This is a genomic window from Stutzerimonas stutzeri (genome assembly GCF_000952685.1).
Lineage (GTDB): Bacteria > Pseudomonadota > Gammaproteobacteria > Pseudomonadales > Pseudomonadaceae > Stutzerimonas > Stutzerimonas stutzeri_E.
Genome location: NZ_JYHV01000026.1, coordinates 33,392 through 53,100, shown reverse-complemented (window position 1 = coordinate 53,100; position 19,709 = coordinate 33,392). Strand labels below are relative to the sequence as shown.

22 protein-coding genes are annotated in these 19,709 nt (G+C 60.6%); 16 read left to right on the top strand and 6 right to left on the bottom strand.

Going from position 1 to position 19,709, the window contains the following annotated elements:
- From plsX to UF78_RS14200, 12 genes are all read left to right on the top strand, one after another.
- Entirely contained in the window at positions 1-1,071 is a 1,071-nt protein-coding gene (gene plsX / locus UF78_RS14255; RefSeq protein ID WP_080890630.1) for a phosphate acyltransferase PlsX, read from the top strand.
- Between the two features lie 59 nt (positions 1,072-1,130).
- A complete protein-coding gene (gene fabD, locus UF78_RS14250; protein ID WP_045162874.1) occupies positions 1,131-2,069 on the top strand; it encodes an ACP S-malonyltransferase in 939 nt (312 codons plus the stop codon).
- Between the two features lie 14 nt (positions 2,070-2,083).
- The gene (fabG, locus tag UF78_RS14245) at positions 2,084-2,827 is read left to right on the top strand and encodes a 3-oxoacyl-ACP reductase FabG (protein ID WP_045162873.1); all 744 of its coding nucleotides are present in this window, start codon (positions 2,084-2,086) and stop codon (positions 2,825-2,827) included.
- Positions 2,828-3,017: 190 nt separating this feature from the next.
- Entirely contained in the window at positions 3,018-3,254 is a 237-nt protein-coding gene (acpP, locus tag UF78_RS14240) for an acyl carrier protein (RefSeq protein ID WP_003283670.1), read from the top strand.
- Between the two features lie 176 nt (positions 3,255-3,430).
- Positions 3,431-4,675 (top strand): beta-ketoacyl-ACP synthase II, encoded by a 1,245-nt coding sequence (gene fabF, locus UF78_RS14235; RefSeq protein ID WP_045162872.1) that lies wholly within the window; start codon positions 3,431-3,433, stop codon positions 4,673-4,675.
- A gap of 2 nt (positions 4,676-4,677) precedes the next feature.
- Positions 4,678-5,493 carry an aminodeoxychorismate lyase gene (pabC, locus tag UF78_RS14230; protein ID WP_045162871.1) on the top strand — a complete coding sequence of 272 codons (816 nt, stop codon included), beginning with the start codon at positions 4,678-4,680 and terminating at the stop codon, positions 5,491-5,493.
- Positions 5,490-6,557, top strand: coding sequence for an endolytic transglycosylase MltG (gene mltG, locus UF78_RS14225; RefSeq protein WP_045162870.1), 1,068 nt, complete (start codon positions 5,490-5,492; stop codon positions 6,555-6,557). Before pabC ends, mltG begins: the two co-directional genes overlap by 4 nt.
- Positions 6,554-7,186 carry a dTMP kinase gene (tmk, locus tag UF78_RS14220; protein WP_045162869.1) on the top strand — a complete coding sequence of 211 codons (633 nt, stop codon included), beginning with the start codon at positions 6,554-6,556 and terminating at the stop codon, positions 7,184-7,186. The genes mltG and tmk overlap by 4 nt, the downstream gene beginning before the upstream one ends.
- Positions 7,179-8,168, top strand: a complete 990-nt coding sequence (locus UF78_RS14215; RefSeq protein ID WP_045162868.1) for a DNA polymerase III subunit delta' — start codon at positions 7,179-7,181, stop codon at positions 8,166-8,168. The genes tmk and UF78_RS14215 overlap by 8 nt, the downstream gene beginning before the upstream one ends.
- Before the next feature lie 31 nt (positions 8,169-8,199).
- Entirely contained in the window at positions 8,200-8,556 is a 357-nt protein-coding gene (locus UF78_RS14210) for a PilZ domain-containing protein (RefSeq protein ID WP_025241024.1), read from the top strand.
- A gap of 125 nt (positions 8,557-8,681) precedes the next feature.
- Complete coding sequence (locus UF78_RS14205) at positions 8,682-9,467, top strand: TatD family hydrolase (protein ID WP_045162867.1); 786 nt, start codon at positions 8,682-8,684, stop codon at positions 9,465-9,467.
- Between the two features lie 181 nt (positions 9,468-9,648).
- On the top strand, positions 9,649-11,046 hold the full coding sequence (locus tag UF78_RS14200) for an amino acid permease (protein WP_045162937.1): 1,398 nt from the start codon (positions 9,649-9,651) through the stop codon (positions 11,044-11,046).
- A 226-nt stretch (positions 11,047-11,272) separates the two neighbouring features.
- On the opposite strand, the gene UF78_RS14195 is transcribed toward UF78_RS14200, so the two are convergent.
- Entirely contained in the window at positions 11,273-12,406 is a 1,134-nt protein-coding gene (locus tag UF78_RS14195; protein WP_045162866.1) for an aminotransferase class V-fold PLP-dependent enzyme, read from the bottom strand.
- A 71-nt stretch (positions 12,407-12,477) separates the two neighbouring features.
- Here UF78_RS14195 and UF78_RS14190 point away from each other — a divergent pair, with 71 nt between their 5' ends.
- From UF78_RS14190 to UF78_RS14180, 3 genes are all read left to right on the top strand, one after another.
- Positions 12,478-13,098, top strand: a complete 621-nt coding sequence (locus UF78_RS14190; RefSeq protein WP_045162936.1) for a TetR/AcrR family transcriptional regulator — start codon at positions 12,478-12,480, stop codon at positions 13,096-13,098.
- 198 nt (positions 13,099-13,296) lie between these two features.
- Entirely contained in the window at positions 13,297-13,899 is a 603-nt protein-coding gene (locus tag UF78_RS14185; protein ID WP_045162865.1) for a DUF4823 domain-containing protein, read from the top strand.
- Positions 13,900-13,908: 9 nt separating this feature from the next.
- Entirely contained in the window at positions 13,909-14,475 is a 567-nt protein-coding gene (locus UF78_RS14180; RefSeq protein ID WP_045162864.1) for a DUF1285 domain-containing protein, read from the top strand.
- A 117-nt stretch (positions 14,476-14,592) separates the two neighbouring features.
- Here UF78_RS14180 and UF78_RS14175 read toward each other — a convergent pair whose 3' ends face one another.
- The 3 genes from UF78_RS14175 to dapE form a co-directional block, all read right to left on the bottom strand.
- The gene (locus UF78_RS14175; protein WP_045162863.1) at positions 14,593-14,964 is read right to left on the bottom strand and encodes a hypothetical protein; all 372 of its coding nucleotides are present in this window, start codon (positions 14,962-14,964) and stop codon (positions 14,593-14,595) included.
- 107 nt (positions 14,965-15,071) lie between these two features.
- The gene (locus UF78_RS14170; protein ID WP_045162862.1) at positions 15,072-15,878 is read right to left on the bottom strand and encodes a putative RNA methyltransferase; all 807 of its coding nucleotides are present in this window, start codon (positions 15,876-15,878) and stop codon (positions 15,072-15,074) included.
- Positions 15,872-17,020 carry a succinyl-diaminopimelate desuccinylase gene (gene dapE, locus UF78_RS14165; protein ID WP_045162861.1) on the bottom strand — a complete coding sequence of 383 codons (1,149 nt, stop codon included), beginning with the start codon at positions 17,018-17,020 and terminating at the stop codon, positions 15,872-15,874. The genes UF78_RS14170 and dapE overlap by 7 nt, the downstream gene beginning before the upstream one ends.
- 209 nt (positions 17,021-17,229) lie before the next feature.
- On the opposite strand from dapE, the gene tcdA reads away from it, so the two are divergent.
- Positions 17,230-18,036: a tRNA cyclic N6-threonylcarbamoyladenosine(37) synthase TcdA gene (tcdA, locus tag UF78_RS14160; RefSeq protein WP_045162860.1), complete on the top strand. Its 807-nt coding sequence runs from the start codon at positions 17,230-17,232 to the stop codon at positions 18,034-18,036.
- Between the two features lie 47 nt (positions 18,037-18,083).
- On the opposite strand, the gene UF78_RS14155 is transcribed toward tcdA, so the two are convergent.
- On the bottom strand, positions 18,084-18,497 hold the full coding sequence (locus tag UF78_RS14155; RefSeq protein ID WP_045162859.1) for a SufE family protein: 414 nt from the start codon (positions 18,495-18,497) through the stop codon (positions 18,084-18,086).
- Complete coding sequence (locus tag UF78_RS14150) at positions 18,494-19,696, bottom strand: aminotransferase class V-fold PLP-dependent enzyme (RefSeq protein ID WP_045162858.1); 1,203 nt, start codon at positions 19,694-19,696, stop codon at positions 18,494-18,496. Before UF78_RS14150 ends, UF78_RS14155 begins: the two co-directional genes overlap by 4 nt.
- Between the last annotated feature and the right edge of the window lie 13 nt (positions 19,697-19,709).

Here is a 19,709-nt window from a genome sequence, read left to right as displayed (position 1 = left end):
TTGTCTGCTCCGATCATAGCGATCGATGCAATGGGTGGGGACTTCGGTCCCCACTGCATTGTTCCGGCCAGTCTCCACTGTCTGGCTGAAGTCCCCTCGCTGCACCTGGCCTTGGTTGGCCCATCCTCCATTCTTGAAGAGATCATCGCTCGACGTCCGGGTGTGGATCGCGCGCGTCTGACGATTGTCGATGCCGACGAAGTGATCGGCATGGACGAGCGTCCGACGCAGGCATTGCGCAGCAAGCCACGCTCGTCCATGCGCGTTGCGCTGGAATTGGTGCGCGACGGTCAGGCTCAAGCGTGTGTCAGCGCTGGGAATACTGGCGCGTTGATGGCGCTCGCCCGTCATGTATTGAAGACATTGCCCGGGGTCGACCGACCCGCCATGATGACCGCGATTCCTACGATTGAGGGCGCCTGTCTATTGCTTGATCTCGGTGCAAATGTGGACTGTACTGCCGAGCAGCTCTATCAATTCGCAGTGATGGGATCGGTTGCTGCGCAGAGCCTTGGTATCGAGCAGCCACGCGTTTCGTTGCTTAATGTTGGCACCGAAGAGATCAAGGGAAACCAGCAGGTCAAAGCGGCAGCTGCGCTGCTGCAGCAGGCGGGCGACATCAATTATCGGGGCTTCGTCGAGGGTGACGGACTGTTTCGCGGTGAAACTGACGTAGCGGTGTGTGATGGCTTCGTTGGCAATATCTTGCTCAAGTCCAGCGAGGGGCTGGCGCATCTGGTTGCCTTGCGCGTCGAAGCGCTTTTTCGCCGTTCACTGATTTCTCGTCTGGTAGGGGCGCTGGCTCTGCCGCTGTTGCGTCAGTTGCGGGCCGATCTGCGCCCGGCGCAGTACAACGGTGCCAGCTTTCTAGGGCTTCAGGGCATCGTCGTGAAAAGTCATGGTAGCGCCGGTGCTGAGGGCTTCCGGTCGGCTATCCTGCGCGCAACCCAGGACGTGGAGCACAATCTGCCGGAGCGATTGCACAGTCGGCTCGAGCATTTGCTCGTGACCAATCGGTCGGTAAAAGGCGCTGCTGATGTGACCACGTCCAACGGCTCGCCATCCAACTGACAATCCGGTGCGTCCCCGTGGCGTATTCTTCTGACGAACAACCACAAGAGAGCCGTTTCATGTCCGCATCACTTGCATTCGTCTTCCCAGGGCAGGGCTCCCAGTCCCTCGGCATGCTTGCCGAGCACGGGGCCCAGCAATCCCTGGTCATCGATACCTTCGCTGAAGCTTCGTCCGTGCTGGGGTACGACCTCTGGGCGCTTTCCCAGCAAGGTCCAGAGGCGCAGTTGAACCAGACCGATAAGACTCAGCCGGCGATCCTGACTGCTTCGATTGCGCTGTGGCGCCTGTGGCTGGCTGAAGGCGGAACGACCCCAGCGTTCGTCGCAGGCCATAGCCTGGGCGAATATTCTGCTTTGGTCGCTGCAGGCAGCCTGCCATTCGTTGATGCGGTGAAGCTGGTCGAGCTGCGTGGCCAGCTCATGCAGCAAGCCGTTCCTGCTGGTTCCGGCGGTATGGCAGCGATCCTCGGGCTGGATGACGCCGATGTGCTGGCGGCCTGTAGCGAAGCGGCGCAGGGCGAGGTGGTCAGTGCCGTCAATTTCAATGCGCCTGGTCAGGTGGTAATTGCTGGCAGCGCTGCGGCCGTTGAGCGTGCTATCGAGATTTGTAAGGCCAAGGGCGCAAAGCGCGCCATGCCGCTGCCGGTCAGCGTGCCGTCGCATTGTGCCCTGATGCGCCCTGCAGCGGAGCGTTTCGCCGATTCCGTCACTGCGGCCGCCTGGCAGGCGCCTCAGATTCCGTTGGTCCAGAATGTCAGCGCGGCGATCGTATCCGATCTCGATACGCTCAAGCATGATCTTCTAGCTCAACTCTACAGCCCGGTTCGCTGGGTCGAGACCATTGTTGCGTTGAACGCGCAGGGCGTGACCGACCTGGTCGAATGTGGCCCGGGCAAGGTACTGTCCGGTCTCAACAAGCGCTGCGTCAAGGGCATCAATACCTACAATCTAGAAACGCCAGAAGCTTTCGCTGCCACTCGTAGCGCACTGGTCTGAACAAGGAGATATTTATGAGTCTGCAAGGCAAGGTCGCCCTGGTGACAGGTGCCAGCCGCGGTATCGGTCAGGCCATCGCGCTGGAGCTCGGTCGCCAGGGCGCCATCGTGATTGGCACGGCGACTTCTTCGTCGGGCGCCGAGCGCATCGCCGAAACGCTCAAGGAAAACGGCATCGAAGGTGCTGGATTGGTGCTGGATGTTACCAGCGATGAGTCCGTCGCGACTACGCTGGAGCATATTCAGCAGCACCTCGGCCAGCCGGCTATTCTCGTGAATAACGCGGGCATCACGCGCGATAACCTGATGCTGCGGATGAAAGACGATGAATGGCATGATGTGATCAATACCAATCTCAGCAGCCTGTACCGTCTGACCAAAGGTGTCCTGCGTGGCATGACCAAGGCGCGCTGGGGGCGAATTATCAGCATCGGTTCCGTGGTAGGTGCCATGGGCAACGCTGGGCAGGTAAACTACGCCGCAGCCAAAGCCGGACTTGAAGGTTTCAGCCGAGCACTGGCCCGTGAGGTCGGTTCGCGCGGTATCACGGTCAATGCCGTGGCGCCGGGCTTCATTGATACTGACATGACGCGAGAGCTTCCCGAAGCTCAGCGTGACGCATTGCTAGGGCAGATCCCATTGGGGCGTCTTGGGCAAGCGGAAGAGATTGCTAAGGTCGTCGCCTTCCTAGCTTCTGACGGCGCCGCCTATGTCACCGGTGCTACGGTACCGGTGAATGGCGGTATGTACATGAGCTAATGTGACGCCCAATGCATGTATGCAGTCATAACGGCTGGTTAGTTCGTTATAAAACTGCGGTTTGTTTATAGACAGATGGTTGAAAGCCGGCTCATGCTTGCCCGCTTTCAGCTTGAAATGCGGAAAACGCTTTCTATACACTACCGCGCAGACCAGCTGCCTGATTTTTCCATAGGAGTGAAAACAAGGTATGAGCACCATCGAAGAACGCGTCAAGAAAATCGTTGCCGAGCAACTTGGCGTCAAAGAAGAGGAAGTTACCAACAGCGCTTCCTTCGTCGAAGACCTGGGTGCCGACTCCCTTGACACCGTTGAGCTGGTGATGGCTCTGGAAGAGGAATTCGAGACTGAAATCCCGGACGAGCAGGCCGAGAAAATCACCACTGTTCAAGAAGCTATCGATTACATCAACGCGCACGCGCAGTAAGTTGTAATCCTGCTTCGAACCAGTAAGCCGCACTGCCTTGAACGGGCAGTGCGGCTTTTGTTTGAGTTAGTTGTATTCAGCTGGTCGTGCCCCTGCGCGCGAGTCTGATGGCTGGTTCTTGCTCGTTGGCGTGCTGGCGGAGCAGAGCAGGTCGAATAAACGTAAGGAGAATTGCTGTGTCGCGTAGACGCGTCGTAGTCACCGGGATGGGCATGCTATCGCCGCTGGGTAACGATGTGCCAAGCAGCTGGCAGGGGATTCTCGCCGGCCGCAGTGGCATCGGCCTGATAGAACATATGGATCTTTCCGCCTACTCCACGCGCTTTGGCGGATCGGTCAAGAATTTCGACGTCGAGCAATATCTGCCAGCGAAAGAAGCTCGCAAACTCGATCTTTTCATCCAATACGGTTTAGCGGCCAGTTTTCAAGCGGTGCGCGATTCCGGGCTGGAAATCACCGACGCTAATCGCGAACGCATCGGTGTCGCGATGGGGTCGGGTATTGGCGGCCTGACCAATATCGAAAACAGCTGCAAGGCATTGATCGAACAAGGACCACGGCGTATTTCGCCTTTTTTTGTGCCGGGTTCGATCATCAACATGGTGTCCGGCTTTCTATCGATCCACCTGGGACTGCAAGGTCCGAACTATGCCATCGCTACGGCATGCACCACAGGAACGCATTGCATCGGCATGGCGGCGCGCAATATCGCCTATGGCGAGGCGGACGTGATGGTCGCGGGTGGTTCGGAAATGGCAGCCAGTGGTCTCGGCATCGGCGGATTCGCTGCTGCTCGAGCATTGTCCACCCGCAATGACGATCCGGCTGCAGCTAGCCGTCCGTGGGACAAGGGCCGGGACGGCTTTGTTTTGTCGGACGGCGCTGGCGCGCTGGTTCTGGAAGAGCTGGAGCACGCCAAAGCGCGTGGCGCGAAAATTTATGCCGAACTGATCGGTTTCGGTATGAGCGCCGATGCCTTTCACATGACCTCGCCGCCGGATGATGGTGCGGGTGCGGCTCGCTGCATTCGCAGCGCAATTGTGGACGCCAAGCTCGATGCGGCACAGGTGGACTATATCAATGCGCACGGCACCTCCACGCCTGCCGGCGACAAGGCGGAGGCCGCTGCGATAAAGACAGTGTTCGGCAGTCACGCCTACGAGCTGTCGGTCAGCTCGACTAAATCGATGGTTGGCCACTTGCTGGGTGCCGCCGGCGCTGTCGAGGCGATATTCAGCGTGCTTGCCATTCGCGATCAGGTGGCTCCGCCAACGATCAACCTCGATGAGCCCGATGAAGGATGCGATCTGGACTTCGTGCCGCACGAAGCTAAACCCAGGACAATTGATGTCGCCGTTTCCAATTCCTTTGGTTTTGGCGGCACCAACGGCTCACTGGTTTTCCGTCGGTTCGTCGAGTGACATTGAGTTGGGTGGACGGACGGCCCGCTGAAGGGCTGCCCGTTCATGATCGGGGGCTTGCGTACGGCGATGGTCTGTTCGAGACCATCAAGGTAGTCAGCGGTTCGCCGCAGCTTCTCGATCGTCATCTGGATCGTCTCGGTCTTGGATGCCAACGTTTCGCTATTCCAGCTGATCTGACAGCTCTTCGCGCACAAATTACCGCCTTCAGCGCGGCGCTTGGTACTGGCGTAGCCAAGCTGATTCTGACCCGTGGTGACGGAAAGCGCGGCTACGGCCCACCGGCTACCTGCCAGCCGCGCACGGTACTGCTGGGCTCGCCACTGCCAGATCATCCCGTCGGGCACCGCGAGCGAGGGGTGCGCTTGTATGCCTGTGCGACTCGCCTCGCTGAGCAGCCAGCTTTGGCCGGGCTGAAACATCTCAATCGGCTGGAACAGGTGTTGGCGCGTGCCGAATGGCAGGATTCCACCTTCGCGGAGGGCTTGATGCGTGATACGTCCGGACGCGTGGTGGAGGCTGTGTTCAGTAACCTCTTCATCGTGGAGTCCGGTGTACTGTTGACGCCATCACTTCACCGTTGTGGTGTGGCTGGTGTGATGCGTGAGGAAATCCTTGAGCGAGCGCGACAGTCGGGGATTCAGAGCAAGATAGATGACGTATCGCTCGGACAGCTGGTCGGTGCGGATGAGGTTTTCGTTTGCAACAGCCTTTATGGCATCTGGCCTGTTCGGCAATTGGGAGCCAGCGTATGGCCGGTGGGTCCGCTCACACGTAAACTTCAATGTCTGGTAGCTGATCTGTCGAGTAATTCGTGATTCGAAAACTGTGTTTTGCGCTCTTGGGCGCCGTGCTGGTCGCCGCGCTGACGCTCGGACTGATTGCCTGGAAACTCTACGCCGCGCTGGATCAGCCTTTGCAACTTGATGAGGCGCAGACGCTGGAAGTCGAATCTGGCGATACGCCCAGTGGCTTGTTTCAGCGCTTGGAGGGAGAAGGCAAGCTGAACGACTCGTTTTGGTTGCGACTGTACTGGCGCCTGAATCTTTCTGGGCAGACATTGCACAGCGGCGAATATCAGCTGCGTCCGGAAATGACCGTCCGCGACATGATAGGGCTATGGCAGCGGGGTGAGGTTGTTCAACACACCCTGACCATTGTCGAGGGGTGGAATTTTCGCCAGGTACGCGCCGCGCTGGAAATGTTGCCTACGATTCAGCAGACGCTGGGCGGTCTGTCGGACGCCGAGATAATGGGGCGACTCGGCCAGGCGGGTTTGCATCCGGAAGGGCGTTTCTTTCCCGACACCTACCGCTTTACCCGCGGCGTTACCGACCTCGAATTGCTTCAAAGGGCCTATTCACGTCTGGAAGCCGTTCTCGCCGAGGAATGGGAGCAGCGCAGTGAAGGCTTGCCTTATCAGGACGCATACCAGGCGCTGATCATGGCATCGATCATCGAAAAGGAAACCGGAGTGCCTTCGGAGCGCGGCGAAATCGCCGGTGTCTTCGTGCGCCGTCTGGAACGGGGTATGCTGCTACAGACTGACCCCACGGTCATCTACGGTATGGGCGAGCGGTATCGCGGACGGATCACCCGCAACGATCTGCGCAGGCCGACTCCCTATAACACCTACACCAACAGCGGGCTGCCGCCGACGCCGATCGCCATGGTCGGTCGCGAGGCCATTCATGCCGCGTTGCATCCGGCCGAAGGAAAAAGCCTTTACTTCGTCGCGCGTGGCGACGGCAGCCATGTGTTCAGCGATTCGCTGGACGAGCACAATCGTGCGGTGCGTGAGTACCAGCTCAAGCGCCGCGCCGACTATCGTTCCAGTCCGCCGCCCCGGCAAGCTCCGGTGCCGATCGAGAATATCCAGTGACAGGACTCTTTATTACCTTGGAAGGGCCTGAAGGCGCGGGCAAAAGCACCAATCGTGAGTACCTCGCGCAGCGCCTTCGTGATCACGGCCTTGACGTCGTGCTGACCCGCGAGCCCGGTGGAACGCCGCTGGCCGAACGGATTCGCGAGCTGTTGTTGACGCCTGCGGATGAACCCATGGGCAGCGATACGGAACTGTTGTTGATGTTCGCGGCGCGTGCGCAGCACCTTGCCGAGGTGATCCGTCCGGCGCTGAAACGGGGCGCCGTGGTGCTTTGCGACCGTTTCACCGATGCCACCTATGCCTATCAAGGCGGAGGCCGCGGCCTGTCCTTTCAGCGCATCGAGCAGCTTGAGACCTTCGTACAGGGCGATATGCGTCCGGACCTGACCCTGATTTTCGATCTGCCTGTGGAGATCGGTTTAAGCCGCGCCGCTGCGCGAGGGCGTCTTGATCGGTTCGAGCAGGAGGGGCTGGGCTTCTTCGAGGCCGTGCGCAGCGCTTATCTCGATCGCGCACGCCAGGTTCCACAGCGCTATCGGGTAATCGATGCGGGCCAATCTCTGCCAATGGTGCAGCGAGCGCTGGACGCGCTCTTGCCCGAGCTGTTGGAGCGTGCCCTTGGCTGACGGCATTCTTCCCTGGCAGGCCAGCCTGTGGCAGCTGCTGGCGGGTCGTCAACAGCATGCCCATGCCTATCTCTTGCATGGTCCAGCGGGTATTGGCAAGCGTGCACTGGCCGAACAGTTGATGGCGTTCCTGCTGTGTCAGCAGCCGGCTCCGAGCGGAGCTTGCGGACGCTGCAAGGCTTGCATGCTACTGGCGGCACACACCCATCCCGATCATTACATTCTGGAGCCGGAGGAGGTCGACAAGGCCATCCGTGTCGACCAGGTTCGCCAACTGGTCGGGTTTGTCAGTCAGACCGCGCAGCTCGGGGGGCGCAAGGTGGTTCTGCTCGAACCTGCCGAGGCGATGAACCTGAATGCCGCCAATGCGCTTCTCAAGAGTCTCGAAGAGCCTGCGGGCAATACCGTGCTGCTGTTGATCAGTCATCAACCCAGCCGGCTGCTGCCCACGATCAAAAGTCGCTGTGTACAGCAACGTTGTCCGTTGCCTGGTCGTCAGCAAAGTCTGGATTGGCTTTCCGGCAAGCTTCCGGATCTCTTGGCAGTTCAGCGTGAAGAATTGCTGACATTGGCAGCGAACTCTCCGCTCGCAGCGCTTAAGCTTCACGATATCGGCGTCTTGGAGATGCGCGTGCAGGTGATAGAAGGGGTGAAAAAGCTGCTCAAGCGGCAGCAATCCCCCAGTCAGCTGGCCGAGGCCTGGAATCCGCTGTCGCTGATTTTGCTGTTCGACTGGTTCTGTGAGTGGGCGCATCTGATTCTGCGTTTTCAGATGACCGGCGATGAAGCGGGGCTTGGCTCTGCCGATATGCAGAAGGTCATTCAATACCTGGCGCAGAAGACGCCGTCGACCAGGCTGCTGGTGATGCAGGACTGGTTGCTGGCCCACCGGCAAAAAGTATTGGGCAAAGCCAACCTTAACCGTGTCTTGCTTCTCGAAGCGCTCTTGGTGCAGTGGGCAAGTTTGCCCGAGCCAAGCTAGAATCCATCGGAACTGTTGTTAGGAATACCGCATGAGCCTGCCTGCAAACCTTGGTCCGCGTAACGGCATTCTGTCCCTGACCATCAAGGATAAGTCGGTGCTCTATGCGGCATACATGCCGTTCATCAAGCATGGTGGCTTGTTCATTCCTACTAACAAGAGCTACAAGCTCGGTGATGAAGTCTTCATGCTGCTGAGCCTGATGGACGAGCCTGAAAAGATCCCCGTCGCCGGCAAGGTCGTATGGATTACCCCCAAGGGCGCACAGGGAAACCGGGCCGCTGGCGTCGGCGTCCAGTTCAACGAGGGCGATTCGACTGCCCGCAACAAGATTGAAACCTATCTGGCCGGGGCGATGAAGTCCGATCGGCCAACACACACCATGTAAGCCGCAGTTGCGAAGATCGCTTGGCGGCTTTTTGCCTCTAGCGACGCCCACCTGCATCTGGTCGGTCTGCGACCTCTCGGTTGCTTTGCTCTACAATGGCGCGTTTTCTGTTTGGGTAATTCGCCATGTTGGTTGACTCGCATTGCCACCTCGATCGCCTTGATCTTGCCGTGCACGGCGGTTCTCTTGATGCCGCGCTGAATGCTGCGCGTCAGCGTGGTGTCGGGCATTTTCTTTGTATTGGTGTTAGCGTCGAGAATACCGCGGCGGTCAAGGCGCTTGCGCAACGCTATGACGATGTCGACTGTTCGGTAGGCGTGCATCCGTTGGATCTCGAGCCCGGTGCCGAACCTGCACTGGACTGGCTGCTGCAAGAGCTGGATGGGCCAGGCGTGGTGGCGATTGGCGAAACCGGCCTCGACTATCATTACGAGCCCGAAGCCGCCGAGTTGCAGCAGCAGTCCTTCCGCCTGCACCTGGAGGCCGCCCAAGTCTGCGGCAAACCGGTAATCGTTCACACGCGGGCGGCCCGTGCCGACACGCTGGCGCTGCTTCGCGAAGCGGCACTGCCACAAGCCGGCGTATTGCATTGCTTCACCGAAGATTGGGACATGGCCAAGGCGGCGCTGGATCTGGGCTTCTACATCTCGCTCTCCGGAATCGTGACCTTCCGCAATGCCGATGCGTTGCGAGACGTGGCCCGCCGCGTGCCGACGGATCGCTTGCTGGTCGAGACCGATTCGCCCTACCTGGCGCCGATCCCCTATCGGGGCAAACCGAACCTACCGCAGTACGTGCGCGAGGTCGCCGAGTTTCTGGCACAGTTACGTGGTGTCGATTTCGACGTCTTCGCCGAGCAGACCACGGATAACTTCAAGCGACTCTTCCCGTTGACCCGGGTCAAGGGCTGAGCGAGGTTGCCGCTCGAAGGCGCGTGCCCTTCAAGCCTCGTCGTCCAATGGCGTGTACAATCCGCGCCGCTTCGGTCCGCATGCCTGAACCCCGGCATGCGGATACGAGGGTTCAACTCGGCTCCGTATCACTGTCATGAGCCGGACCGCTTCCTCGTCACAGACCTATCAAGGTGACGCCATGTCCAGCGAGACGCTGCGTACCGGGCCGCTTCAGCGCGGCCTGCAAAATCGCCATATCCAGCTGATCGCGCTCGGAGGCGCCATCGGCACGGGGCTTTTCCTCGGTTCGGCCGGCGTGCTCCGCAGTGCGGGGCCGTCGATGATTCTGGGCTACGCCATTGGCGGGCTGATCGCTTTCCTGATCATGCGTCAGCTTGGCGAGATGATCGTCGAGGAGCCGGTCGCGGGTTCCTTCAGCCATTTCGCCCACAAATACTGGACGCCTTATGCCGGTTTTCTTTCCGGCTGGAATTATTGGGTGCTCTACGTGCTCGTAGGAATGGCCGAACTGACGGCAGTCGGCAAATACGTGCAGTTCTGGTGGCCCGAGGTGCCGACCTGGGCCACCGCGTCGGCCTTTTTCGTGCTGATCAATCTCATCAATCTGGTGAACGTGAAAACGTTCGGCGAGACCGAGTTCTGGTTCGCGATCATCAAGGTTGGCGCCATTGTCGGCATGATCGCGCTGGGTCTGTATTTGCTGCTGAGCGGGGAGGGCGGTAAGCAGGCCAGCTTCAGCAACCTGTGGAGCCATGGTGGATTCTTCCCCAACGGCGTAAGCGGGATGGTCATGGCGCTGGCAATCATCATGTTTTCCTTCGGTGGGCTGGAGTTGGTGGGGATTACCGCCGCTGAAGCATCGGATCCGAAGACCGTCATCCCAAAGGCTATCAACCAAGTCGTCTACCGCATCCTGATCTTCTATATCGGCGCGCTGAGCGTCCTGCTGGCGCTGTACCCCTGGGACACGTTGCTGGAAACCCTGGGATCTGCCGGCGATCCTTACAGCGGTAGTCCTTTCGTGCAGATCTTCTCGTTGATCGGTAGCGACACTGCGGCACATATTCTCAACTTCGTGGTGCTGACCGCGGCCCTCTCGGTCTACAACAGCGGTGTCTATTGCAACAGCCGGATGCTCTACGGTCTGGCTGAGCAGGGCGATGCACCCAGGGTGCTAATGATGGTGAACCGTCGTGGGGTCCCGGTTCTGGCAATCGCGCTCTCTGCTCTCGTGACGATGCTCTGCGTGCTGGTGAACTACCTGTTACCCCAGACGGCCCTTGAGTTGCTCATGTCACTCGTGGTCGCGGCGCTGCTGATCAATTGGGCGATGATCAGCCTCGCACACTTGAAGTTTCGCAGAGCAATGACAGCGCAGCGTATCGATCCCTCGTTCAAGGCTTTCTGGTGCCCTTTCAGCAACTACCTGTGCTTGGCTTTCGTGGCACTGATTGCGGCGATCATGCTCTCGATGCCGGGGCTACGTACCTCGATCATTGCCATCCCGATCTGGGTCCTGTTCATCTGGGTGTGCTTCCGGCTTCGGCTTTCCAGTCGGCGCGCCGCGCCTGGCTGATTGCTAAAGCATGTTGCTATCGCCAGCCAAAAAAAACCCGGCGTCGCGAGGAGCCGGGCCAAGACCATTAGGAGTTTGAGGTCACGTTCCTCGCTCCCTCAGCTGGCCGAGCATTGGGGGGATTGCGCGGCCAGTGCCTGAAGTATTGGCCCGGATCGGCAACTTTGCCGGGCGATTCATGCGCTTTTTAAAACGGATTTGGAATAGTTACGCGCACCTTGATCGCTCACTTTGCAAGCAGGCCGCGAACCACCGTCAATGTCTGCTCGATGACATCAGGGCGCGTGTAGAAATGGGGCGAGAGCCGTATACCACCACCACGAAGGGCACAGACGATCTGCTCGGCCTTGAGCTGCTGGAACAGCGCTGCGTTTTCCCAGCCATTGGCTCTGAAGGTCATGATGCCGGCCTGCCGAAACGGGTCGGTTGGGCTCAATAACTCGATGCCGGGCATGGCCGCCAGCTCATGTTGCAGGTGATCGATGCGTTCGGCTAGCGCTCGGCTCACCTCGCTCATGCCAATCTCTTCGAGCAACGAAAGGCTGGCATCCAACGCCATGGCACCGAGCATATTCGGGCTGCCACACTCGAAGCGGCGGGCACTGCGGGCTGGCTGCCAGTCGCTGCGGTCGTAGTCGCCTGCATGTTCGAGCATATGCCAGCCGTATTCGTGGAGCTTCAGTCTGGCGCGCAGATCGCTGCGGCAGTAAAAGACGCCGAGGCCCTCCGGTCCCAATAGCCATTTATGCCCATCGGCCATCGCGAAGGCGCACCGGTATTGCTGGACGTCGAAAGCGAGTGCGCCGAGCTGTTGGATCGCATCGATGCACAACAACACACCGCGCTGCTCGCAGCCTTCGCCTAGGCGGGGCAGATCGAGCCGTAGGCCGCTGGCGTACTGTACGGCGCTGATTGCCATGAGGCGTACCTTGGGTCCGCAGGCAGCCAGGAGCGCGGCTTCCGGATCGTCGCCCTTGAGGCTGACTTGTATCACTTCCACGCCCTGAGGTTGCAAAGCCTCCCAGACGACCCGGTTGGACGGAAACTCTTCGTCACTGATGACGATCTGGTCGCCGGCGCCCCAGTCCAGGCCAAAGGCTACGAATGACAGCGCTTCCGACGTGTTCTTGACCAGCGCGATATCGGCCGATGTCGGTGCGTTGAGCATCCTGGCCAAGCGATCACGTAATTGGCTTTCGACTGCCAGCCATTGGGGATAGTCCCGCGCGCCGAGCGCCATGTTCTGTTGTGCAAAGGCGGTCACGGCTTCAGTTGCCCGTCGAGGCCAGGGTGCGACAGCGGCGTGATTCAGGTATCGCAAACCTTCGATCTGAGGGAATTCGTCATTCAACGTACTCATAAGAGATGTTCCGTGCATTTTCTGACTAGATGGGCATAATCATCTGCTTCGATTTCAAGCCGCAGCCTCTTATGCAAAATGAACCCCGGAAGGTCCGCGAATTTCGCCGTCGCGAGCAAGAGATTCTTGATACAGCGCTCCAGCTGTTCCTTGATCAAGGAGAAGACAGTGTCACCGTCGAGATGATCGCCGACAGGGTGGGCATCGGCAAAGGCACCATTTACAAGCATTTCAAATCCAAGGCCGAAATCTATCTGCGGCTCATGCTCGACTACGAGCGGGACCTGAATGAGCTGCTGCATTCACCGAGCCTTGATCAGGACAAGGAGGCGCTGTCTCGCGCCTATTTCGAATTCCGCATGCGTGACCCCCAGCGCTATCGGTTGTTCGATCGCCTCGAAGAGAAGGTCGTCAAGGGCAATCAGGTCCCGGACATGGTCGAGGAACTCCACCGGATTCGCGCTTCCAACTTCGATCATCTGACCCAATTGATCAAGGGGCGCATTTCCGAAGGCAAGCTTGAGGACGTGCCTCCCTATTTCCACTATTGCGCGGCCTGGGCGTTGGTGCACGGCGCAGTAGCGCTTTATCACTCGCCGTTCTGGAGCAACGTACTAGAAGATCAGGAAGGTTTCTTTCAGTTCTTGATGGACATTGGCGTTCGCATGGGTAACAAGCGCAAGCGCGACTAGTTCGAATCGCCGGAGACGGGTGGCGGCTTGCGGAACGGGAATCCAACCAGTAAGCCGTGTCGTTGGCCGATCCTTCGCGCAGTCGAGTGCCGTTGTGGCAGGAAGACGAGCACGCGCTACAGCCGTTTTGCGCGGAGCTGGCTTGTTTGCTGCATTGCTTTGCTATTCGCCGGTTTTCCGTCATTGGCAGGAGCAAAGATGAAAGTATTCAGCCTTATCGTGGCCGTGCTGGTTTTGGGCGGGTGCATGCAGGTCAGTGACATGGCCGAGGGCACTCGCAACCAGCTGCGAGACGTCGGGTTTCTCGATCACAGCGAGACCGTGAGGTCCGCATCATGGCGGCTGCAGCCCGATTCGTTCATCTACATCGCCCAAGGCCACTTCGTCCCGCCCGGCAATGCGTATCCGCGGCCGAACGTGGTAGCTGAGGAGGCGTTCAAGGGGTTTGTCGAATACTTTCCGCTGGTTCGTCGCGCTCCAGAGCCTGCAGGATTGGAAGAGGCATTGAACCAGGCAGCGGCTGTTGGTGCCCATTACTTGCTGTACACGCGATTTGCCGCCGCCGATGACCGCATCGGCAGTTTCGACGAGCTCGATGATCAGCGCGCGCTCGATCGACTTGGGGTCGATACCAGCGTGGTCCAGCTGATGCTGATCGAAACCGGGAATCGGTATCTGGTCGATACGGCGCGAATTCGCAGCCGCGGAGGGCTGCTTAATATCTATGATGCGACACCGCAGGTCTTGTTAGGGCCGCCGTTGCGCGATTATGCCCGACGCCTGACGGGCCTCAGCCGTTAAGGAGCGCACATGAGCGATGCTGGAAAAGCCGCGAATCTGCTGGGGCAGATTCCAAAGACTGAGAACAAGGGCCTGCCACCGGTTCATTTGTGGAACCCGCCCTTCTGCGGCGATCTGGATATGCGAATCGCCCGCGACGGTAGCTGGTTCTACATGGGTACGCCGATCGGAAGACCTGCCATGGTGAGGCTGTTTTCCACGGTCATTCGACGAGACGGCGACGACTACTTTCTAGTGACACCGGTAGAGAAGGTAGGCATCACCGTTGATGACGCACCTTTCGTGGCGGTCGAGTTGGAGGTCGAGGGCAGCGGCGAAGCTCAGGTGCTTCGCTTCGTCACCAATGTCGGCGACGAAACCGAAGCGGGTGCAGAGCATCCGATGCGGGTCGAGCTCGATCCTACCAGCCAGGAGCCGGCCCCCTACGTGCATGTGCGTGCCAATCTCGAAGCGCTGATTCACCGCAATGTCTTCTATCAGTTGGTCGAGTTGGCGGTCCCGCGCGAGATCGATGGCACCAGCTGGCTGGGCGTCTGGAGCCATGGCCAGTTCTTTCCGATTGGTCGCCCCGAATAGTCGGCGTAAGGGGCAGATTTCCGAGAATTTCGCTTCTGTGCGCCCAGTAATTGCCGACGGATCAGCTGTCTGGCGGCGGAGCGGGTAGCACCTGAATGCCACGGTGCAAACCAACATTCAGTCCGTGCGCCAGAGAATCTCCGCTTCGCCACGCTCGCTGACGCTGATCCAGCGATCGGCATTTTCGACTGACTCTTCTTCCTGCCAGCCACCTGGTGCGCAGCGGATTTCCACGCTCAACGCCTGATAAGCGGCGCGTGCGCAGGCGACGTCGTCGTTCCACGGGGTCGCATCGCTTTCCAATAGCAAGCTGTGCCATTTACCGACCGCCTTCGGAAACCAGGTCACCGGGATATCGCCGGCCTTGCACTTGAACGCCTTGCCCTTGGTTTGCCAGGGAGAGCAGGGTCCAACAGCCCGGTTCAGCCATTCAGTCACGGCGTCCTGGCTGGCGTCCCTGAGGTAGATCTCGATGTCCGGTTGACGCATGGATGATGGCCTTGTCGGTGGTGGTTGCAGCCTATTGAGAAATGAACCGGCGTGGCTTGGCTGGCCTCGTAGGATTGGTCGGCTACGGCTCTCTTACGTGCGCGATGCTACCGGTCACGCTGAATCCAGTCGTAGCGTATCGCAACCCGAACCTTGAGCGGTGTGTCGATCACTGCGGCACGGCGCTCGGCGCTGGCGCGCCAGCCGTGCGGTGTCATCGCCAGCAAGTCGGCGCGGGCTTCGGCGCTATCCAGTCGCAACTCGTAGCCGAGGGTTTCACTATGGGCCAGATGCATGCCGCCGGGGATCAGCGACAGGTGCTTCTCGTCATCGTACTCGCGTACTTCGTCATACAGCAGCCCGCGCAGTTCCCAAAGATGTTCACGGGTCGGCCCCATGCGCAGCAACCCGCCGCCGGGCGCTAGCAGGCGCTCAGCTTCGCTCCAATCCAGCGGGCTGAACACGCTGGCGAGCAGGCCGCAGCTGGCGTCAGCCAGCGGCACCCGGGCCATGCTCGCGACCAGCCATTCCAACTGCGGTGCGCGTTTGCACGCCCGCTTGACCGCCTCGCGGGAAATGTCCAATGCATAACCTTCGGCATCCGGCAGGGCTTGGGCGATCTGAGCGGTGTAGTAGCCCTCGCCGCATCCGATGTCCAGCCAGCGCGACGGTGAGCGTTCGGCCGCCAGCTGCGCCAGACGAGCCGCCAGCGGCGCGTAGTGGCCGCCGTCGAGAAAGCGTCGACGCGCTTCTACCATGGCCTGGTTGTCACCCGGGTCGCGGCTGTTCTTGTGTTGCACCGGCAGCAGGTTCAGGTATCCCTGGCGGGCGCGATCGAAACGGTGATTCGCCGGGCAGGCGACACCATTGTCGACCGTGGCGAGCGCGCCCTGGCAGACCGGACAGATCAGCATGCGAGCAGGTTGACCAGGGTCTGGTAGTAGATTTCGGTCAGCAGGTCGAGATCGCTGGCGAGGATGTGTTCGTCGACCTGGTGGATGGTCGCGTTGACCGGGCCGAGTTCCACGACCTGGGTGCCGAGCGTGGCGATGAAACGGCCATCGGACGTGCCACCGCTGGTCGATGGCGTGGTCTCGCGGCCAGTGACCTGGCGGATGGCCGCGGCCACGCCATCGAGCAGCTCGCCAGGCTCGGTGAGGAAAGGCAGGCCGGACAGCGCCCAGTCGACCTTCCAGTCCAGGCCATGCTTGTCGAGAATCGCGGCGGTACGTCGCTGCAGTCCCTCAACGGTGGACTCGGTGGAGAAGCGGAAATTGAACACCGCTTCCAGGGTGCCGGGAATGACATTGGTAGCGCCGGTGCCTGAATTCAGATTGGAGATCTGGAAGCTGGTCGGTGGGAAGAAGGCGTTGCCGTCGTCCCAGTGCTCGGCAGCCAGTTCGGCCAATGCTGGCGCGGCGAGATGAATCGGATTCTTCGCCAGGTGGGGATAGGCCACGTGGCCTTGCTGACCGCGCACCGTCAGGGTGCCGCCGAGCGAGCCACGGCGCCCGTTCTTCACCACGTCGCCGACCAGGTTGGTGCTCGAAGGCTCGCCAACAATGCACCAGTCCAGTCGCTGAGCACGCTCACGCAGGCGCTCGACCACGGCCTTGGTGCCGTGATGGGCCGGACCTTCTTCGTCGCTGGTGACGAGGAAGGCGATCTGCCCCTTGTGGTTGGGATAGTCCGCGGTAAAGCGTTCTACTGCGACGATCATCGAAGCCAGGCTGCCCTTCATGTCCGCCGCACCGCGCCCGTGGAGCATGCCTTTCGCGTCGATGCGGGCGGCGAATGGCGGGTTCTGCCAGGCGTGCAATGGGCCGGTGGGCACCACGTCGGTGTGGCCGGCAAAGCACAGCACCGGGCCTTCCTGACCGCGGATCGCCCAGAAATTTTCCACGTCCTCGATGTGCATCGACTCGATCGCGAAGCCGCAGGCCGCGAGACGTTCGCTCATCAGCTGCTGGCAGCCCTCGTCCAGCGGAGTCACCGAAGGCCGGTTGATCAGCTCGCAGGCGAGTTCGAGGGTGGGCGAGAGGGCGGCGGTGGTCATCACGGCTCCGAGGCAGGCGGGAAAAAGAGCGCCATATTAAAGCAAAACCTGGGTTCTGCCGTGCTGTGCGTAGTGCCTTCGGCGGAGCCGACAGGAAAAGGTGTTCTGCCTGTCGCTTGGTGCCGGGCCTGAGGCAGCGTGATGCACGGCCCTGTGTCAGCCGGAGCGAAGGAACATATAATCGCCCGAGTCTTTTTCGGGGTATCGACATGTCCATTGACGATCAGCGTTTCGGCGGTATCGCCCGTCTTTACGGCTCCCTAGGCCTCGGGCGGTTGGCGGCAGCGCATGTCGCCGTGGTCGGGATCGGCGGGGTCGGGTCGTGGGCGGCCGAGGCGTTGGCGCGCAGTGGCGTCGGCGAAATCAGCCTGTTTGATCTGGATGATGTCTGCCTCACCAATACCAACCGGCAGGTTCATGCATTGGACGGTGCGGTCGGCAAGCCCAAGGTCGACGAGATGGCGGCGCGAATCAAGGCGATCAATCCGGGCTGCGTGGTGCACTCCGTTGCAGACTTCGTCACCCGAGAGACCATGGCCGAATACATCACCGAGCAGATGGATTGCGTCATCGATTGCATCGACAGCGTGCCGGCCAAAGCCGCGCTGATCGCCTGGTGCAAGCGGCGCAAGATCCAGATCATCGCCACAGGCGGTGCCGGTGGCCAGGTTGACCCTACGCAAATTCAGGTTGCCGACCTGAACAAGACCTTCAACGATCCACTCGCGGCGAAGGTGCGCTCGCTACTGCGGCGCGAATATAACTTCTCACGCACGCCGGGGCGCACCTACAGCGTGCCCTGCGTGTTTTCCACCGAGCAGCTGCGCTATCCGAAACCGGATGGCGGCGTCTGCCAGAGCAAGAGTTTCGTTGGTGAAGGGGTCAAACTCGACTGCGCTGGTGGCTTTGGTGCGGCGATGATGGTTACTGCCAGTTTCGGCATGGTGGCGGCGGCGCGTGCCGTCGACAAGCTGGTCGCCGGCGCCAGGCGGCCGTCGGAGCGAACACGAGGCTGATGACTGGGGTCAGTCACGCTGGTGTGCTATTGGCGCGCCGAGTGTGATCAGCCGCTCGAGGCCAACTCGCGCATTCGCTGCAGCACGGCGTTCATTCCATTGGCGCGCGACGGCGACAATTGCCGCGATAGTCCGAGCTGCCCGAACCAGTCGGCGATATCCAGCCGCTGCAGTTCGCTCGCGCGCAGACCGTTCGCGCGCAGCAGCAGGACCGCGAGCAAGCCTCGCAGCAGGCGGGCTTCACTGGTGCCGCGGAAGTGCCAGTGATCGCCGCGCGGCTCGCCGAGCAGCCAAAGCTTGCTGTCGCAACCGGTTACGAGATTATCGTCGGTGCGCTCGGTGTCGCTGAGCGGTTCGAGGCGATCACCCCATTGCATCAGCAGGCGCGCACGCTGTTCCCAGCCCGCTGCCTGCTGGAAGCTCTGCAGCGCTCCTGTGGCGGCAATGGACAGCTCGCTCATTGCAGGATTTCCATGGCACGGTCCAGGGCGCCGAAGAAGCGCTCGATGTCGGCGCCGTCGTTATACAGCCCGAGCGATACACGAATGGCGCCATCAACCCCGAGCGCCTTCATCAGCGGCTGGGCACAGTGGGTTCCGCTGCGTATGGCGATGCCTTGCTCGGTCAGGAGGTGGGCCAGATCGCCGTGATGCACGCCGTTCACGGTGAAACTGGCGAGCGCCAGCCGAGGTTCGCCCAGCAGCCGCACGCCTTCGCGCACCGCGAGCCCGGCCAGTAGCTTCGTGTGCAGGGCCTGCTCATGGCCGGTCACCGCCGTTGCGTCCAGTTTGGAAAGGTAGTCCAGGGTCGCACCGAGGCCAATGACCGCCCCAATGGGTGGCGTACCGGCCTCGAAGCCTAGCGGTGCGGCGTGGAACTCGGCATGCTGAAAATCAGCGACGCGGACCATCTCGCCACCGAATTGCCAGTGCCGGAGCTTGAGCAATGACTCGCCTCGCCCATAGAGCGCGCCGACGCCTTCGGGTCCGTAAAGCTTATGGCTGGACAGCACGTAGAAGTCGCAAGCCAGCGCTTGCATGTCATGCCGTCCATGCACGACGCCTTGCGCGCCATCGACGATTGTCAACGCCCCCTGAGCCTTCGCCAAGGGCAACAATTCGGCAAGTGGTTGCAAGGCGCCGAGCACGTTTGACAGCTGGCTGACGGCAAGCAAACGGGTCCGCGGGCCGATGAGGCTGGCGGCCCGCTCCAGATCGATCACGCCGCGATCGTCCAGCGGCAACACCCGTAGCTTGGCATTGCGCCGCTTCGCCAGCTGCTGCCAGGGCAGCAGATTGGCGTGATGCTCTAGCGCGCTGACCACGATCTCGTCATCCGTGTCGATCAGCGGTTCCAGGCCATAGGCAAGCAAGTTCAGCGCTTCGGTGGCGCCTCGGGTGAAAACGATTTCGGTCGGGCTGGCCGCATTAAGCCATCGTGCCACCTTGATTCGTGCGTCCTCAAAGGCGCGCGTCGCGCGCTCTGCCGGCTGATGCTGGGCGCGGTGCACATTGGCGGTGCCGCAGGTGTAATAACCCGTCAGCGCGTCGATCAACGCTTGGGGTTTTTGCGCCGTGGCGGCGCTGTCGAGATAAGTCTGGCCCTGGGCTTCGAGAATCGCCAGGGCCGGAAAGTCGGAGCGCCAGGGGGACAAGAGCATAGCGTTAGGCCTG

Bases quoted from the DNA above. Each gene is read 5' to 3' on its own strand.
- fabD (WP_045162874.1), top strand. From the start codon at position 1,131: ATGTCCGCATCACTTGCATTCGTCTTCCCAGGGCAGGGCTCCCAGTCC.
- fabG (WP_045162873.1), top strand. From the start codon at position 2,084: ATGAGTCTGCAAGGCAAGGTCGCCCTGGTGACAGGTGCCAGCCGCGGT.
- acpP (WP_003283670.1), top strand. From the start codon at position 3,018: ATGAGCACCATCGAAGAACGCGTCAAGAAAATCGTTGCCGAGCAACTT.
- UF78_RS14210 (WP_025241024.1), top strand. From the start codon at position 8,200: ATGAGCCTGCCTGCAAACCTTGGTCCGCGTAACGGCATTCTGTCCCTG.
- UF78_RS14205 (WP_045162867.1), top strand. From the start codon at position 8,682: ATGTTGGTTGACTCGCATTGCCACCTCGATCGCCTTGATCTTGCCGTG.
- UF78_RS14200 (WP_045162937.1), top strand. From the start codon at position 9,649: ATGTCCAGCGAGACGCTGCGTACCGGGCCGCTTCAGCGCGGCCTGCAA.
- UF78_RS14195 (WP_045162866.1), bottom strand. From the start codon at position 12,406: ATGAGTACGTTGAATGACGAATTCCCTCAGATCGAAGGTTTGCGATAC.
- UF78_RS14190 (WP_045162936.1), top strand. From the start codon at position 12,478: ATGCAAAATGAACCCCGGAAGGTCCGCGAATTTCGCCGTCGCGAGCAA.
- UF78_RS14185 (WP_045162865.1), top strand. From the start codon at position 13,297: ATGAAAGTATTCAGCCTTATCGTGGCCGTGCTGGTTTTGGGCGGGTGC.
- UF78_RS14180 (WP_045162864.1), top strand. From the start codon at position 13,909: ATGAGCGATGCTGGAAAAGCCGCGAATCTGCTGGGGCAGATTCCAAAG.
- UF78_RS14175 (WP_045162863.1), bottom strand. From the start codon at position 14,964: ATGCGTCAACCGGACATCGAGATCTACCTCAGGGACGCCAGCCAGGAC.
- UF78_RS14170 (WP_045162862.1), bottom strand. From the start codon at position 15,878: ATGCTGATCTGTCCGGTCTGCCAGGGCGCGCTCGCCACGGTCGACAAT.
- dapE (WP_045162861.1), bottom strand. From the start codon at position 17,020: ATGACCACCGCCGCCCTCTCGCCCACCCTCGAACTCGCCTGCGAGCTG.
- tcdA (WP_045162860.1), top strand. From the start codon at position 17,230: ATGTCCATTGACGATCAGCGTTTCGGCGGTATCGCCCGTCTTTACGGC.
- UF78_RS14155 (WP_045162859.1), bottom strand. From the start codon at position 18,497: ATGAGCGAGCTGTCCATTGCCGCCACAGGAGCGCTGCAGAGCTTCCAG.
- UF78_RS14150 (WP_045162858.1), bottom strand. From the start codon at position 19,696: ATGCTCTTGTCCCCCTGGCGCTCCGACTTTCCGGCCCTGGCGATTCTC.